The 18,235-nt window shown below is 36.7% G+C and carries 12 protein-coding genes; 1 reads left to right on the forward strand and 11 read right to left on the reverse strand.

The genetic code is table 11. From position 1 onward, the window contains the following. Positions 1–2: 2 nt before the first annotated feature. Positions 3–350 carry a 50S ribosomal protein L19 gene (gene rplS, locus HMPREF0389_RS03870; protein WP_014262389.1) on the reverse strand — a complete coding sequence of 116 codons (348 nt, stop codon included), beginning with the start codon at positions 348–350 and terminating at the stop codon, positions 3–5. An 809-nt stretch (positions 351–1,159) separates the two neighbouring features. Between rplS and HMPREF0389_RS03875 the strand changes: the two genes are divergently transcribed. Beyond that, positions 1,160–2,335, forward strand: coding sequence for a glycosyltransferase (locus HMPREF0389_RS03875; RefSeq protein WP_014262390.1), 1,176 nt, complete (start codon positions 1,160–1,162; stop codon positions 2,333–2,335). Positions 2,336–2,604: 269 nt separating this feature from the next. On the opposite strand, the gene HMPREF0389_RS03880 is transcribed toward HMPREF0389_RS03875, so the two are convergent. From HMPREF0389_RS03880 to efp, 10 genes are all read right to left on the reverse strand, one after another. Further along, the gene (locus HMPREF0389_RS03880; protein WP_014262391.1) at positions 2,605–4,860 is read right to left on the reverse strand and encodes an O-antigen ligase family protein; all 2,256 of its coding nucleotides are present in this window, start codon (positions 4,858–4,860) and stop codon (positions 2,605–2,607) included. A 531-nt stretch (positions 4,861–5,391) separates the two neighbouring features. Beyond that, a complete protein-coding gene (locus tag HMPREF0389_RS03885) occupies positions 5,392–6,492 on the reverse strand; it encodes a TolC family protein (RefSeq protein WP_014262392.1) in 1,101 nt (366 codons plus the stop codon). A gap of 482 nt (positions 6,493–6,974) precedes the next feature. Then, positions 6,975–8,978, reverse strand: coding sequence for a copper amine oxidase N-terminal domain-containing protein (locus tag HMPREF0389_RS03890; RefSeq protein ID WP_014262393.1), 2,004 nt, complete (start codon positions 8,976–8,978; stop codon positions 6,975–6,977). A gap of 31 nt (positions 8,979–9,009) precedes the next feature. Continuing rightward, a complete protein-coding gene (locus HMPREF0389_RS03895) occupies positions 9,010–9,828 on the reverse strand; it encodes a stalk domain-containing protein (RefSeq protein WP_014262394.1) in 819 nt (272 codons plus the stop codon). A 217-nt stretch (positions 9,829–10,045) separates the two neighbouring features. Next, positions 10,046–11,335: a signal recognition particle-docking protein FtsY gene (gene ftsY / locus HMPREF0389_RS03900; protein ID WP_014262395.1), complete on the reverse strand. Its 1,290-nt coding sequence runs from the start codon at positions 11,333–11,335 to the stop codon at positions 10,046–10,048. Between the two features lie 55 nt (positions 11,336–11,390). After that, complete coding sequence (gene smc / locus HMPREF0389_RS03905; protein WP_014262396.1) at positions 11,391–14,933, reverse strand: chromosome segregation protein SMC; 3,543 nt, start codon at positions 14,931–14,933, stop codon at positions 11,391–11,393. Positions 14,934–15,152: 219 nt separating this feature from the next. Further along, positions 15,153–16,274 (reverse strand): elongator complex protein 3, encoded by a 1,122-nt coding sequence (locus tag HMPREF0389_RS03910; RefSeq protein WP_014262397.1) that lies wholly within the window; start codon positions 16,272–16,274, stop codon positions 15,153–15,155. An 11-nt stretch (positions 16,275–16,285) separates the two neighbouring features. Continuing rightward, positions 16,286–16,975, reverse strand: a complete 690-nt coding sequence (rnc, locus tag HMPREF0389_RS03915; protein ID WP_014262398.1) for a ribonuclease III — start codon at positions 16,973–16,975, stop codon at positions 16,286–16,288. A 213-nt stretch (positions 16,976–17,188) separates the two neighbouring features. After that, complete coding sequence (locus HMPREF0389_RS03920; protein WP_014262399.1) at positions 17,189–17,590, reverse strand: CD1247 N-terminal domain-containing protein; 402 nt, start codon at positions 17,588–17,590, stop codon at positions 17,189–17,191. A gap of 73 nt (positions 17,591–17,663) precedes the next feature. Continuing rightward, the gene (gene efp, locus HMPREF0389_RS03925) at positions 17,664–18,221 is read right to left on the reverse strand and encodes an elongation factor P (RefSeq protein WP_014262400.1); all 558 of its coding nucleotides are present in this window, start codon (positions 18,219–18,221) and stop codon (positions 17,664–17,666) included. Between the last annotated feature and the right edge of the window lie 14 nt (positions 18,222–18,235).

Genomic DNA, 18,235 nt, shown 5'->3' on the forward strand with positions numbered 1-18,235 from the left:
TCTTATCGCATATTTTTTTCTTTTACTTTCGCAGCCTTACCAACTCTCTTACGGATATAGTTGATTTTTGCACGACGAACTTTACCACGACGAGTTACTTCAATTTTTTCGATAACCGGAGAATGTACCGGGAAAGTTTTTTCAACTCCGACTCCGAAAGAAATTTTTCTTACAGTAAATGTTTCTCTTACTCCGCTATTTTGTCTTTTGATTACCAATCCTTCAAAAATTTGGATTCTTTCTCTTTTTCCTTCTTTTACTCTCAAGTGAACTTTTACAGTGTCCCCGGGACCAAAATTAGGCAAGTCTGTTTTTAGTTGTTCTTGTTCAATTTGTTTTAAAATTTCCATGTCTTTCTTCCTCCTATAATTTGAGCTACTGTATTCTTAGCCATTCATCTGCCAGCGGAATACACAATCCATTAAAATACAACACATTATATCACAATTATCTTGCGGAAACAAGGATTTTCTTCTCTGTATTTTCATTTGTTCCCATATCACTGTGGCGCAAGACGGATAATGATAAAACATATGAGTTAGAACTATTATTCATAGATATTGAATTGCTACTATTCAAACATCATAAAATTATTATATGTTCAAAGCTGAACCATATTCCTAAGCCTCTTTCCTTCTAAAAATTAGGACAAAACTTTAAACCATGAATCACAACTTGAAACAATGACAATATTGGGTAATTCAAATAAGGAAGAGTTATAATAATGGATTTTAATAGTCATTTGTTCTTATTTGTTAACACCTATGTTATAAAACTTGCTTCCTTGTTCCGTTTGCATGATTTATAAACAATTTCGATACTAAACTCCGATTGCATATTCATACACATGAAATAAATATCTTCTTCAACATTGAACGAATTGAAACGCTTGATATAAAGTAACCGGAAGATTAAAATATGAACGGTAGTTTAAGTTTATAACAGCAAGCAAGTGACGGATATCGGTAGAAACAGACGGTTCTGTTTTGTTCTTACATTATAATCTTACAAAAAAGTTATGTCAAAAAATCTTACTGTTTTAAGGTGAGATTTTATATTAAAAAGGATTATAGAAAACACTATCAATATATGATATAATTCTAAATGATTATATTTCAAATATAAAATCATACCATTGTGATAAGAAAAGAGGATTCCTATGAAAAAAGTTTTGTTCGTTGGTTCATCCATAACAAATATAAACAAAAAACTGAGTGCACATTTAGAATTTTTCAAAAAAAATCATTATATCGTTCATCTTTTAGGAGAAGATACCGGTATCGATATCCCTTTTGTAGATCAGGTGATTGATTTTGATTTTTTTGCAGAAGGCAGTTTTTTGAAAGAACAAAAAATGATCAAACAAGTTCGCCAACTCTATCGAGAAGAAGATTATACCGTTGTCATTTCTTATGAGGATATTCCGGGATATTTAGCAAGGATGGCAGGCCGTTGTTCCTCTTTTAGAAAATTCGAACGTCCAAAAATGTTCCATCTCTCTTCAGAGTATCCTTTCTATGAAAGTTCCGGCGGAATCCTCGAAAAAAAATCTTTTGAAAGACAGAAAAAAGCAGGCAAAACAACAGACTTGTTGATTGTGTCCAGTGAAACAGACTTTAACATCGCAGAAAAATACGGTTTTTCTCAAGACATCATTGTCAAGTTGTACGGGCTCGGTGTTCCATCTATCAAAAGCAAGGTGTCCGCAATAGACAAAAATATTTTAAGAGAGCGGTATCAACTTACAAAAAACCATGTTGTTGCGCTCTATGACAATGTGTTTGAACAAGATAAAAATCATGAATTCTTAATTCAAAATATCGCTCCAATCATCGAACATTTTCCTCATTTCAAATTGATTTTTAACGGCACAGGTTCTACCTTGGAAACCATGAAACAACTTGTCGAAAAGGAAGGTATTTACAAAAATACGCTGTTTTTAGAAAAAGAAGATGCGACAGAACTTTATGCCATCAGTGATATTTATCTCTCTCCTTCTCTGATTGAAGGTGTGCCGCGCGGAATCGTTCATGCATTGGAATGTTCTATTCCGGTACTTGCCTCTGCTACCAAGGGTCATGTAGATTTGATTGAAAGTGAAGTGAACGGCTTGCTGTACACACCGGATGATTATGGAGATTTTATTGCTAAACTGTATGTTCTTTTGAACAACGAATCTCTACAACAAAGATTGATTTCTAACAATGATGATGACTCTCTACTGAGTTATTTCGAAGAAAATGCTCAAAAACACATCTTTCACTACTATCGAAAAGCAATTGCCGGCATCGATTCGGAAGAGAAAGATGATTCTAAAAACTTTAACGAAGCATAAACAAAAAGCACTCAAGCTGTATTCCTTTCAAAAGTCGAATTTTTAATCTAAACTTTTGTAGATTACATCAAAATGAGTGCTTTTCTCTTTCATTCTGTTATTCGTTGATACCATGTCTTGTTTGTTCCCATTACCATCACCGTTGCAAGTTGTGATTCATGGCTTAAAATTTTGTCCTAACTTTGAGAAGAACAAGCTGGAGGAACATGATTCAACTTCAAACTTATGACAATTTATCAGGTTTCGGTGTCAGATTTTTTCTATAGTGCTTATTTGAACATCTTTTGCTCTCGCATTCTTCTTACCCAGTAGTTTGCTCCCATACCGAATCCAAACAAACACCAGAACAACGGTGCTACCGATATTGACGTGCTGACAAAAAATGTATTCACGCTGTATCCTACCAAAGCTACAAAGATTGCAAGTCCGAAAATTTCGGTGGCGTTATATTCTTTTCTAAAAATATAAAGTGTAAAACTGTCTACAAAATAGAAGAAAAGTACCACAATCCAAATCAGCAATGCCAACAGCCCATGTTCTACTCCCGTTTGCAAATATCGGTTGTTCACTTCCTTGATTGTCATATTCGGCGTTCCGTACACATACCATTTTGCCAAGACATCTCCCTGCGGAAACTCTTTTGAAAAACTTCCCGCCCCGGAACCTATCCAAAGTCTTTCCCTTAACAACGGAATAGTTCTTGACCATACATAACCTCTGTTGTTTGCAGATTTTTCTTTTCCTTCAAACCCAAAGTAAGGTGCTTCTACGATATCCAAGTTTTTGTATTGTGTGTCCAAAAATGCCTTTTGCGGCAATCCTGCCAAATTTACAATAAAAATCTGTTTGTCCTGATAATATAGTCTCAAAACTTTTCTTTTTTCTTCTTTCTCTCTATCCATTGTTTTGATGATTTCCGTTGCAAAAGAAATATCCGCAAAACGAGAATCCGTCGTCATATAACGGACTCCTTCTCCTTTTTGAAATTCAACAAACTGTCCCTCTTTATCAAAACAGTTGACTGCACCCGTTGTGTAGTCCAGCTCCAACACTTCCTGTTGCATTGTGAAGAACAGTCTCTTTCCGTCTATAGCAACCTGTTTGATAGGAATATCCTTATGATAATCAAAATTCTCCTGATTCTGAAACAGGCTATAAAAATCCTGTCTCAACTCAATTCCTTTCGAAAAAATCTCTCCGTTTGTTGCAATGCCGGCTCCTGCACAAAACACCATAAACACAGCTATTACACCGAGTGTCTGTTTGTAATGTATCAGCCATTTTCGAACACATGTCACAAGCAATACCGAAAACGCAACAAACACTCCTGCAACTCCTGCTCTCGACATACTGAAAAAAAGCAGAATACAAGAACAAACCGCCATCACAATCGATACAACTCGCACGTTTTTTTCTTTTACGAAAATTGCCATTACGGTAAAGAACGGCAACAACAACGAACACAATGTCCCCAACTCAGTATAATGTAACGTCAAAGCATATAATTCCATAGATTGAAACACTTCCGAAGAAATCTCGTCAAAGGCGGAACTTTGTTTCCATCCTTGTAAAAATACAGAATTATAAAAATCATATTCCGTTGTATTTGCGACTAAGAACAATATCAAAATTCCTGTCAAAACAGACAGTGACCAAAAAATCACCTTATAGTCCTTCTCCTTGCGATAGAGTGAAACAGCGGTCAAACAAAGTACCACATACCCTATCAGCACAAACATTCCTTCTCGTTGTTCTTCCGCTCCCCAAAAGGAAATCTCCGTATATCGAGATAGTACGGCTGATACAATCACCAAAACGGAATATCCTGTCAAAAACAAAAATGCCAAGGTTAGAATGATGTCTTTTTTTCTCTCCATCTTCCTTTGATACAACAGTCCGAATAATACAAACAACGGCAGTATAAGCAACAACCAAAGAGATTTTTGATACAAGAGATAATCCGTCGGTGCAGCACCTGACCATTTTGGAGCAATTTTCAAAAGACTGTCGGGAGATACCATGTAAGAAATCCAAGGCAAGCACACAATCAGTATGATAAACGGAACAAAAGACAACCAATTCGTTCCGGTTTTCAAAAAAATATAGACCTTGCGCTGTCTTTCAAATAATTTCCTTTCTCTTCTTTTCTTTCTTCTCTCTGAAAAACTAAGTTTTTTATTTGTGTCTTCTTTCTCTTGTGACAATTCCTTTTCTTCGGTTATATCACTTTTCTCCGCAACCTCTTCCTCTGTTTGCAACTTCACCTTCTGCTCTATGTTATCACTGACGAAAGCTTCTGCTACAGAACTATCTATCAAATTTTCATCTTGTTTCTGCAAAATATTTTCTTCTGTATCCGTATCCTGTATCTGTCCGGAACTCTCTTTATCTTCTTCGAATCCCTGAAAACTCTCCAATTCATCCGACTTTACAGCTTCTTCTATCTTTGAAAACTCTTGATTCTTCGTTAATTCACTGTTCTTTACATTTTCTACAGACTGATTTTCCTCCGGCTGATGTTTCATATTCCCTTAGTTCCTCCTCTATAGTCTATCCGTCTTCAACAATATCTATTTTATTCCAATTCTCTGTTACTCAGAATTTCAGAACTTTTTTTCATATATTATAGGCAATATTATATCATAAGAAAGTGCTTCTTGAAACATGAATCATGCCTTGAATAACATCACGATATACAACCGTATCATAATCAATCATTGATTAAAATTATAATAAAACTCTGCTTTTTTAATGCTATTCTATTCTCTTTTTTTCATAATCATACACTATGTCTATATTTTTATACCATTCTCCGTTTAAAATACCGGGTATGCAGAATGTACAATTACTGAAAAATAATTTGGAGAATCATATAGTTCAAAGCATCCAACCTGTCAGTTCTAATATCTAATAGTATTAAATAGTGTTTCGTATGAATCATAGATAAAGACGGGCAATCAAAAAGAGAAGCCCTGAAATGTTATTTTAAGTAGAATCCAAAAACAAAATGTTCTTGAGTTCTGCTGCACTTTTCGGCACTTCTCCTCTTTTTGATTCTATAGATTGGATCCGCTTACATACAAATTTTCAAAATGAATTTTTGCCAATTCATACTCTTTTGTCAACTCTGTATACTGACGCTCCATTTCACTAAGTTGCATTTTCTTTTGTTCTACACTGAATTTTGAAATTTTTCCGTATTTCAAACGAACTTCATCGTTTTCGATTTCCTGTTTCATCGTCTCTTTTTTATGCAACAAAAGCTCTATTTTTTCTTCCGTCAATTTTAAGTTGGAATACTCTCGTTTCACTCCCTCGCGAATATCTTCCTTTAATTTGAGATTTTCCGTGTTTGCAATATACACATCTTCCTGCTGAATTTTTCGATTTCCTGAAACAAGATTTTGATCAATCAGCAACTGTTGTAAAGAGATTCCGTTCTCCTTGGCAACAATGGACATATTGGCGTGAGAGGCTCTCAATGCATGCGAATCCAATTGTCCATCTGTCAACGAAATCGGTTGATATTGATACGGAATGGAAAGCAATGTATATTCGTCCAAGTCTTTTAATCTCAAATACTTGTTCAACTCTAATTTTTGTTTTTGCAATTCCAGTCTCTTTTGTTCCTTCGTGCGTTTCATTCCCTCTAAAGAAGTCTGCAACAAATCATAGTCATATCGACTGATTTTTCCGACAGAATATCTCACTTTTGCAATTTGAAGTTCTTTTTGTTTTAATTCTATTTGCTTGTCATAATCTTTCATTTCCGTTACGGAAGATTCGATGGAATGAAATAACTTACGAATAGTATCCTCCAGCATACGCTTGGTATATCTGATACTAAATTCATTCAAACTCTTTTCCTTATCTTCTTTTTCCAACGAGTATACTAATTTGTTCCACTGCTCAGCCTTTCCCGGATAATCATTTGGAGAAGAACTCAGTCGATTAGACATTTTGTCCAGCTCTTTGTTTGTCGTCTCTACCTTTTGCAGTTTTCTATCTATTTGTCTTATTTCCAAACTATTTTGAATTGCCAGTTCTATCGCTTTTTCATAGCTCAACGTCTTAGGCTCTTGTTTCGTTTGTGCAAATCCTATCGAAGTAAGTGCCATACTGAATAACAACGTTACTGCCACACATCTTTTTTTCAAGCCAATCCCCTCCTGAAATCATTATGGTATCTTAAAAATTCTTCTATTTTTCTTACACTGATATCTTCTCTGAATACATATCACTGATAGGTACTATGATACCCCATTTTATAAAAAAAACACGGAATATTTGTAATAAATAGCCATTCTCATCTGTTTTTATACTAAAACCCTATTAAATGATTGAATCAATCCAATCTCTACAAATTATGCTTTTGATTGTTTTATGAATCAGTTTATTTACACCTTCACAGAGTCTATCCATAACTTTTTTAAGTGTCTGAAACACTTCGTTTTTCAGGAAATAATGAAGTAATTCTATTGAGTTTTCGTATTATATTCTTGTAATGATACATTTTTTGCAAAATCCTATTTCTGTTTTATTATTGCCACGGGAATCTCTTTCCATAAGCTACTTGAAACATTACTATAAAAAGTGAGAGGATGTTCTCCTCTCACTCAAACATTTCTTTATGATGAAATTAGTATCTTACCACTACTTGTTTTGTTTCAGGCATCCAATCATATCCTTGACCGCGTTCCAAACCGAATGCATCTCCTAAGGAGCTCAACGGTAAGAACAATCTGCCTTTTACATTTTCACTTACTGTATTCATTTTGATATCTACACCGTTTCGGTTCAATACCGCTTTGTCAGAAACAACTTTTACAACTACATCTCCTTTTGTAAAGGTTGCTGTTTTTGTTGTATTATCCCAAGCTACATCTACTCCGATTGTTTCAGCAACAACTCTCATTGGCAACATTGTATATCCTTCTTTTGTGTATACGGCAGTTTCTAATTCTTTTTCTGTTCCCTCTACGGTATACTTTTTAGAGCCCAATGTAAAGATAGTTTCTTTCTTCATTTGTTCTGTTCCGATGCTGAACAATTCAAATGATGCCAATTCTTCCAATCCATAACGTTTTCCGTCATTCAATACAATTTCTTCTTTTTCTTTGTCTGCTTTCACTACTTTATATAATGCAGCTTTGTAATTTCCGTTCGCGATTGTTCTTTGTGTAGAAATTTTCAAATCTGAAATTGTAATCAACCCTTTGTTAGGAGCTACAGACGCACGATCTAACATAAACTGAATCGCATCATCTCCTTTTGTTAAACCGAAATCTTTCACGATAACATTTTTCGCATCTAATTTCGCATTGTCACCGAATAGTACAGGATTTAACTTGGTGTCTTTCACTTTAAGAACGTAAAGTTCTCCTGCTTCTAATGCTCTCGGTTCAACTTCTTCTATTACTACATCCCCAACTTCTTCGTTCAATTGTCCGCCTTGAATGTTTTTTACTGTATTCTTTACAGTAACGGGTTCAACTACTTCTATTAAATCAACTTTTGCTGATGCATTTCTAAGTTCTGCTTCTAAAGTTACTAATTTGCTGCCTTTATTTGGTGTTACCACAAGATTCAATTGCATTGTATCTCCTGCATCATTGGTACGGAATGCAAATTTTTCTACTTCTTTTGTAATTTTAGCTTTCTCTCCGGTTTCTTTTGCACCAACTGCTTCCACAGTAGCAACTCCGCCGATTAATTTGAAGTCCACATAAGATGTTTTAGGAAGTTTTCCTCCTTTTGACTTCAACTCAACAGTTACCGGAATTTGTTTTTTATTTACAAACTCTTTCTTCATTCCTTTTTTTACAGTCATGGTTACTTGGTATTCTTCTACAACTGCCAATACTGCAGTTGCTTTTCTTTCTGCAGAGCTGAATTCTACTGCTACATCACCTTTCGCAGCTTCTTCCGGTACAAATACATCCGGTTTCACAAACACTTGTGTTGCTCCTTTGTTCGCTTTCACTGTCAAAACATTTTTCTTCAAAGATACAATTGTTGCATTTTTCAAAGAATCTTCTTTTTTCATTTCGGTTTCATTCCAAGCTATTCCTGCCGGAAGGGTAACTGTCAATTGCTCTCCACCTTTGACAGCCACAACAGTTTGTGCAAATTTCAAAGAGTCTCTTTGATATCCCACAGACGGAGCTTTCTCAAGCACTTTCACAAAAGTGGTATCTTGTTCTGTCATTGTTGCAAATACTTTGGTATCTACTCCAAGTCCGATATCATTTGCATCTACCGTCAATTTCTTTTCACCAAGACCTTGTGTCTCTACCATTCCGGTGACTTTGATTGTATCTCCTTTTTTGATAGCGGCAACATCTTCTTTTGTTACATTCCACAAAATGCTTTTTTCAAAAACAGAAACATCTTTTTTAATTTCTTTGTTGCCTAAAAATACTTTTCCTTCTTTTACAACAAAAGATCCTTCTTCCAGTGAAACTGTCATAACTCCTTGTTTTACCATATCTGCCGAGTCTGCACTCAACACCGCTTGAAACGGAACAGGAGTTCCTTCTTTTGCTGTTTCCTTACTTACACTCAAAGTGGATGCAAATACAGAGGTTGGTAATAAAGCCAAACTCAATGCTGTTGCTACAAGTACATTTGTTCTTTTTTTCATAATACTCTTCCTTTCTTTTTTAAAAAATGGTCTACTTTAATTTGAAACGAGTAATCAATGTTTGTTTTTTCACTCCTGATGCATCTGTGTATACAAAACGAATTAAATACTCATCATTTTCGTTTGAACGATCAATTCCTTTGAATACAACGGAGCCGTCTGTATGATCCTTCTTGTTACTCAACATATTATATAATGTCAGTCCTCCGTTCCCTACATCCCCCTTATACTCTTTTCCGTTAAGAGAAATTTTTGTTTCTGATGGAGAAAGCTGGAATGATTCATTATCTTCGTTCACATTTTCAACACGGATATTTAGGTATAAATCTCTATCGCCGTTATCGAAACCATATCCCTTGACTGTAACCTTAATGTTATCGTCCAATTCAGAAACAGGGAGCTTATCCAAATGGTGATTTGTTGTTTTTTTCAAAAACTCGTTCTCAACCGAAGTTTTGTTGTCCTTTAATGTTTGTTTCAAATCTGCATTTTCTTTTTCCAATTTTTTCACTTTTTCTTCCAATGCCCGAATTTTATCATTTGTTGTGATATATGGACAAATCTCGTCCTCTGTCATCGGTTTCTTCGGAGAAGTGATATTGATTACTTGCCCTTTTTCTACATACTGCACGTTCATTCCCAGTGCTTCCGATACAAAACGAACCGGCACATACGCTCTGTTTTGGTATTCCAAAGTTTGGTATCCGGCACCCATGGTTTTAGCTTGTCCGTTCACCACATACACATAAGGTTTTACAAAAACTCCTTTTAAAGCACCTGTCGCAGCAAACGCGGTCCCCGTCAAGGAAACTGCAAGTATTGTCGCAACAGCCACTATTCTTTTTTTCATTCAAAAACCCCTCCTTTTTTGTAAGAAACAAATTTTTATTCATTGATAAAGTCATCTTGATTATACTACAAAACGAAACGGATATGTATATTCTTACGGTTTTGTAATAAAACCGTAAGAATAATCTATCGGTTTACAATGGTTAAGAAAATGCCGCAGGCTGTTGTTCCGTCATCAATCGATGTCGTTTTGAAACATCACTTTTTTCAAACCCACGCTATTCTCCAATCATTGCCTCTGCAAAAGAGGAAGCATCAAACATTTGTAAATCGTCAATCTGTTCTCCCACTCCAATAAATTTTACCGGTATTTTCAACTCTTGAGTGATTGCCAATACCACTCCGCCTTTTGCCGTTCCATCCAGCTTTGTCAAAATAATTCCACTCAACGGTGCTACTTCTTGGAACACCTTTGCTTGATTCATCGCATTTTGTCCTGTTGTGGCATCAATTACCAAAAGCACTTCTTTGTTTGCCTCCAGATACTCACGCTCTACAATTTTGAAGATTTTTCCCAATTCCTGCATCAAATTTTTACGATTATGCAATCTTCCTGCTGTATCACAAATCAAAACATCAATATTTCTTTTTTTCGCTGCATGAATCCCGTCAAAGATAACTGCGGACGGATCTGCACCCTCTTGATGTTTCACAATGTCCACCCCAGCTCGTTCTGCCCATATCGTAAGTTGATCCGCAGCCGCCGCTCGAAAAGTATCCGCAGCTGCAAGCAACACACTCTTTCCTTGTCCTTTCATTTGATGTGCTAATTTTCCAATCGAAGTTGTCTTCCCAACCCCGTTCACTCCTACTACCACCAAAATACTCGGAGATTCCTCAATTCGTAAGCTTTCTTGATTTTCTTGTAACATGGATTCAATCACAAGTTTCAGTTCCGGCTTCACTTGTGCTGGATTATCAATCAATTTTTCTTTTAAATTTTGACGCAATCGATCCACAATCTCGACAGTCGTTTCATATCCCACATCGGAAGTAATCAAAATTTCTTCCAACTCTTCCAGCATATCTTCATCAATCTTGGTATAATTTCCAAGCATTTGATCTATCTTTCCCGTAATGTTTTGTGTTGTTTTAGACAGTCCTTCTTTCAAGCGTGCAAAAAAACCTCTCTTTTCAGGTTCTTCCTCGGCTTCCTCTTCTGTAACATCTACCAATTCTACAGGCACTTCTTCTACATGCTCTTCTACAATATCATCATGCTCTTCCGATAATTCTTGCACTTGTCCTTCTGTGATATCGTGAAGTTCTTCCGATATTTCCTCCGCTTGCTGTTCTGTAATATCTTCCGATTCTACCTGTTCCTCTACTTGCCCTTCTACAATATCTTCCGGTTCTGCAGGTATTTCTTCTACCTGTTCCTCTACAATATCTTCCAAGTCTGTAGATACTTCTGCTACTTGCTCTTCTACTATATCGTCTGTTGTTCCCTCTTCCGTATTCTTGATTTCTTCGTTATTTTTTCCAAACGAAAACCATTTCTTAAACATCCTTCTATTTCCTTTCTTTTTTTGATTTTGATAACATCTTTTTCAACCCGACTTTCTATTCTTCAATAAAGTCTCCCGCTTCTTGTAACTCCATGCTCAACAATTTGGAAATTCCTTTTTCTTCCATCGTCACTCCATAAATGTATTTGGATGACTTCATCGTTCCCCGTCGGTGTGTAATCGTCACAAACTGTGTCTCTTCTAACAGATGGCTCAAAAACTCGTTGAATCGATGTACATTGATATCATCCAAAGGCGCATCAATCTCATCTAAAAAACAGAACGGAGCCGGTCTTCTCATCAAAATTGCAAACACGATTCCAATCGCTGTCAAGGCTTTTTCTCCGCCCGACATTGCCGCAATACTCTTCAATTTTTTTCCCGGCGGTTGTGCCTTAATTTCAATTTCAGACTGTAACAAGTCTTCTTCGTTTACCAAAACCAATTCTGCCGTTCCGCTTTCTCCAAACAGAGCACGGAATGTATGTTGAAAACAGCTATTGATTTCTGCAAACTCTTGTTTGAACTCCTTCGACATCGTATACTGCAACTCTCGAATGACCTTCTCCGTTGTCTCCATCGCCTCCGTCAAGTCATGCTTTTGTTCTCGATAGAATTCATATCGTTCTTTTACTTCGGCGTACTCTTCAATAGCATTCAAATTTACATTCCCTAAGGAATCTATCTTTCTTCTCAACTCTTGAATATATGTCTTTTTCGTATTTGCGTTCTCATCGTAAAATGCTTGAATTTGACCGATTTCAAGATGATAATCCTCTTCCAGTTTTTCATTGTAATGATCGATAATCATTTTGTTCTTGTTGAGTCGTTTCTCCAACTCAAATGATGCTCTCATCTCTTTGAGCTGTTCGCTTTCCAGCTGTTTTATTCTTTCTTCCAACTGTTGCTCCGACTCAAGTTTTGTTTGTCCCTTATGTTGCTGTTCAACAAGTTGCTGTTTCAGCGCAATGCTCTCTTCTTCCAATTTCTTCTTCTCCAAAGAAAATTGCTCTTTTTCTGCTATGAGTTGCTCCACTCTCTCTTGATTTTCTTGTTCCTGTCGTTTTCTTTCTACAATCTGTCTGGAAACGGACGCCAAATTATCCGACTGAATTTGAATGGTATGTTGCAATCCTTCTATTTGACGAAGCAATGAAATTGCATCTAATCGAAGTGTTTCCAATTTTTTCCCATGCATTTGTTTCTGTTGTTCAAATCCGGTTTTTTCCTGCTCTTTTTCCAAAATTAAATTTTGATGAGCAGATTGTTCGGCCTCCAGTTTTGCAATCTCTTTCTCAAATGATGCAATCTGACTGTTTCGCTTTTCTTGTCTTTCTTCCAACTGCTGTAACAACACGATTTTTTCCTGAATTCTTCGCTCTAACTCCATTTTTTTTTGTTCCAGTTGATGTGTCTGAAATTGCAGTTCTTCCTTTTGTTTTTTCTTCTCTTCCAATCGACTCCACAATTCTTGTTGATATTTCCAATTTTCTTTTTCTTCCTCCAACAACCGTTCTCTTTGCTCTTGTAACTGTGCCAATTGTTGTTGTTTTTGCAAAAAAAGTGTCTCTTGTTCTTTTTGCAATCTCTTATTTGCAAGCAAATTTACCTTTTTAGAACGATAACCGCCCGTTACGGAACCTCCTGCGTTAAAGATATCACCCTCCAAGGTTACAATTTTGTACTGATAGTCATATTTCTTAGAGGTTTCAATCGCTTGGTCAATCGTCTCACACAGAATCGTTCTTCCGAGCAACGAGTCAATGACTGTTTGGTATTTAGGATTTACACGCACTACTTGATTTGCAAAAGTTTCATGTTTTGCAGCGCTATGCGGATATTTCGCCTTCATATTCTGAATCGGAAGCATGGTCACTCTGCCCAACTTATTTGTTTTCAAAAACTGAATTGCTTTTTTAGCAACAAAACTGTCCTCTACAACAATATGATAGATTGCTCCTCCCAATGCCGATTCAATCGCCGTCTCATATTTTTTATCCGTATCAATCAAATTCGCTACAACATCATAGATTCCATCCAACTTGAAGTCCTTTATCAACGGCTTAATCGCATGTGGCATTCCTTCATACTCTTTCTGCATATTTTCAAGCATTTTTCGTTTGGAATCTAAGGTATTGACCTCTACCTGAAATGCATTGTACTCTCCGGTCAAAGAATCTACTTGTTTTTTGTATGATTCCATTTTTTGTCGCAGTTCACGGAAGTCCCGTTCCAAAGTCAGTTGTTCTTCATTTGTTCGTTCCAATGCAAGACGGCTCTTTTCCACCTCTTGAACAACTTTGAATCTCTCTGCCTCCAACTCTGTTTTTCTACTCTCATGCTCCGTTCCTTCTGTCTTAGATTCCTTCTGTTGCATCTCAAGCTGTTCTTTTTTGGACAAAAGTACATTTTTTTGACTTGTTTTATCAAAAAATAACTTTTGTTCTTCTTTGATTCGTTCTTCCAACTCTTTGAAATAAGAGACAACCTCTCCTTCTTCCGAAGTCATTTCTTCAAGTTGTTGTTGCTTTTCTTTTTCTTTATCTTGTTTTTGTTGCAACAAAAGTTCCTGCTTGTGTCTGTCTTCTTTCAATCGAATGACATCATTCTCCAAAGAAATCAACTCATTTTTCAAATAAGTTTCCTGTGTATGAATTGACTTCACAATCTCATCATTCTTTTGAATATTGTAGGTAAGCGTCTGTTGTTGCTCCGATTTCTCTATCAACTGTTGTTGCATCCGTTCCTGCAACTGTTCCTGTTCTTTCCGAAAATTGTCATGTTCTTCCTTCTGCTCTTGCAAATTCTCCAGTTGCAACTCTTTGGACAACCGTTCCTGCTCTCTTTGATGTAATTCCTCTTCATCGGTTTGAATCTGTTCCACAATTCCTTTGGTTTCCTTCAAAATCAAATTCAGTTCAGAAACTTTCAATTCTTTTTTCAGCAAAAAATATTGCTCCGCTTTTTCCTTTTCTTTCTCCAAAGGCAACACTCGACGCTCTATTTCCGCATACACATCTTCGATTCGCTCCAAATTCTCCTTGACACGAGACAGTTTTCGCTCATTTTCTTCTTTTTTATATCGATATTTGGTGATTCCGCAAGCTTCTTCAAATATTTTTCGTCTGTCTTGAGAGTTTGCATTTACAATTTCATCTACCTTGCCCTGTCCTACAATGGAATAGCCTTCCCGTCCGATACCGGAATTCATAAACAGCTCCCGAATATCTTTCAACCGACAAGATTTATTATTGATATAAAAGCTGCTCTCTCCGCTCCGATACGCTTTTCTGCGAATGCTCACTTCATCATAATCCAAATCAAGCGTATGACTGCTGTTATCAAACACAATCTCCACTTCACACATATTCAACGGTTTTTTGAACTGTGTCCCCGAAAAAATAACATCTTCCATTTTTTCACCGCGCAGCGTTTTGGCACTCTGTTCTCCAAGCACCCAACGAAAAGCATCCAGTACATTGCTCTTACCGCTTCCGTTCGGACCCACAATACTCACCAAACCGTCTACGGGAAATACAATCTTTGTTTTGTTTTGAAAGGATTTAAAGCCCTTTAGCTCAATCGACTTTAACTTCAATACCTATGACACCTCATCCTTTGTCAAAGAAATTCATTTCTCTGATTCTACTCTTATCTCTTTCAATTGTTTTCTATCATCATTCCAAATTGCTGTCCATACTCTTGCTTTCTCTTAAATCAATGTACTGATTCAAATACACCGCAATCGAGAGACATTTTTAAATTTACGGCAATTTGATTAGATTCGACATAACGCTCCATCTTACTCCCTACCAATCTATTCTTTCTCTTCTTCATATTTTTGAAAGACAATCTCAAAAATTTCTTTCTCTGTATACTCTCTTCCGTACAATCGAACGGTCTCTCTTGGTTCTCCCGTTATATGCAATGAAACAGAATATTTTTTTCGGAAATATTTTTTGACACTTGCATGATTCCCAATCCATCGAGAAACTTGCCTCTTAGGGACCGTAACTTTTACAACCGTATCATCTTCCAACAATCGTCCGTAAAACATCAATTCTCTCTGTTCTTCTTCTTTTCTCCACAAATATTTTTCTTCCAAAAAATCTTGATAGACGGCAGAGTAGACCATCTCACCGAATGCCGGATGGAACGGCCCTGCCAAAACGGAGCTACCATCCTGTATTTCCGTCGTCGCCTGCAATCCCATTCGAATCACAGGAATATCATGACAAGCAAAAAGAACCTTGCATTTTTTCGCCTGTTCCACCGCTTGTTCTAACGAAAGAGGCTGATACTTTCCCTCTTTCATCCATGTGGCAAGCTTCGTATCCTCTACCACCAAAGTCGGATAAATTCGTACCATATCCGGTTTGATGTTCACAAATTCATTTGCAGTAAACCAAATTGTTTCTTCACTGTCAAACGGAAGTCCGATCATCATCTGCAATCCCAGCTGAAACCCATACTCCTGAATCAGTTTTGCACTACGATAGACACATGCCGCATCATGTCCTCGATTGCTCTCTTGCAACACTCTTTCATCCAAGGATTGGACTCCCAATTCTATCACTTGCACACCATATTGTTGCAACTCTTCCAATATCATCTCATCAATCGCATCCGGTCTTGTGGAAATACGAACGGACTTCACTTCTCCGCTCAAAATATATTGATGAGCCAGTTGCAACAGCTCTACTCTCCTTGCATCTGAAATTGCTGTAAAACTTCCGCCGAAAAATGCAATCTCATAAAAAGCATCCTCTCTTTTTTCTGATAAAAATTCTTCTATGGTAGCTTTTGCACGAGATACTGTCATTTCCTCTGTCATTCCCGTAATCTTTCTTTGATTACAAAACACACAGTCATTCGGACACCCTTTGTGAGGCACAAAAATCGGAATGGTAATTTTTTTCTTCCTATCATTTCCCGTCATATTTCTTCCCCTTAAGACAACATGAGTTGCAAGGCTTTTTTTGCCGCCTGTTTCTCTGCCTCTTTTTTGCTGTATCCTTCTCCTACTGCAACCTGTTTTTTGTCTACTAACAACTCTACCACAAATATTTTGCGATGATCCGGTCCCTTTTCTCCAATCACACGATATTCTATACTGCGATCCGGTTTTTGTTGCACAATTTCTTGCAGCCTTGTCTTATAGTCCTTGTCCATATCTCCCTTGGTTGCTCTCTTCATCACATCTTCCATAAATAAAAAAATAAATTTTGAGGCAGCTTTCATTCCCCCATCCAAATAAATCGCCGCTATCAAGGCTTCCACCATATCTGCCAAGATGGAATGTCTTGTTCTTCCACCTGTCATTTCTTCACCTTTTCCCATGTAGATGTAAGAGCCTGCATCCAATCTCTTCGCAACTAATTGCAAAGAATCTTCACATACAATCGATGCACGAATCTTTGACAATTCTCCCTCGGGAAGGTCTTTTCTCTTTTCGAACAGATAGGTGCTTACCACAACTCCTAAAATACTGTCTCCCAAAAACTCCAATCTCTCGTTCGGTCTCAAATTTTTGTTGCGATTTTCATTGATATAGGAAGTGTGGGTCAACGCTTCTCGAAGTAACTTTTCATCTTGAAACGTATATCCAATTTTTTTTTGAAATTCTTTTAGTTCCTTCAACGCATCATCACTCCTTCTTTTCTTTGATAATCACACAAATTCATCCTTTATATGATTATCAAAGAGGGCTGTCATCAGCCATCCTATTTTATTACATCCAACTATTAGTACCGTCATTCAACAAACGGACTCTCTTTTATTTTGAAAAAAGGGAAACTCAAACAAGTTCCCCTTTTCCAAAATCCCATTCTTCCAAATTTCTGAAAGAACCTATTACATTTCGTCCTCAGACTCTTCTACACTTTCAATCAACACTTCATCACATTCAGGGCAATGAATGGTCAATGCTTCATCTTCCAAATCTTCTCCGCTTACTTCCACTTCTGTTCCGCAATTCGGACAAGTCATTTCCAAATAATCATCGTCATCGTAGAATTCTTCGTCTTCATCAATATCATAAAAATCTACTTCCAAATCAGAAAGATCTTCATCAATTGATTCCACGTATTCTTCAAGTTCGTCTTGATTATCTTTCAGTTCTACCAAAGCATCGGAAAGATCAGCTACTAAATCGATCAGTTCCAAAATAATTTTTCCTTCTTTGGTTTCCTCTGAAATATCCAACCCATCACATAAACCTCTTAAATAAGCAGCTCTTTCGTTCAAATATTCCATGCTCATCTCTCCTTTATTGATTATATTGTAAAAATGGATCATCCATTTCATACCTACTTAATAAGATACCCAATTATACGCGAGATAAATATTCTCCTGTACGAGTATCAATTTTAATTTTATCGCCTTCGTTGATAAACATCGGCACTTGAATTGTTGCACCTGTCTCTACGACAGCATTTTTTGTTACATTGGTAGCAGTGTTTCCTTTTACCCCCGGTTCTGTCTCTGTAACAGTCAACTCTACAAAGTTTGGAGCCTCTACTTGGAATGCAGTTCCTTTGTAGAACCGAATCACTACCCTGTCATTTTCTTTCAAGAAACGAATTGCATCTTCTACTTGCTCATAGTTCAAAGGAACTTGATCATATGTTTCACTATCCATGAAATAGTACATTTCACCATCATTGTATAGATATTCCATTTCTTTTGTTTCAATCGGTGCAGGTGGATATTTATCATTTGGGTTGAATGTTTCTTCCCTTAATACACCTGTTACCAAGTTTCTGTACTTTGTACGAACGAACGCAGCACCTTTTCCAGGTTTTACGTGTTGGAAATCTACAATCAAGTATGGTTGTCCGTCCATTTCAAATGTAATCCCTTTTCTAAATTCTCCCGCTGAAATCATTTTTTCAATCCTCC

This window comes from Filifactor alocis ATCC 35896 (genome assembly GCF_000163895.2).
Lineage (GTDB): Bacteria > Bacillota > Clostridia > Peptostreptococcales > Filifactoraceae > Filifactor > Filifactor alocis.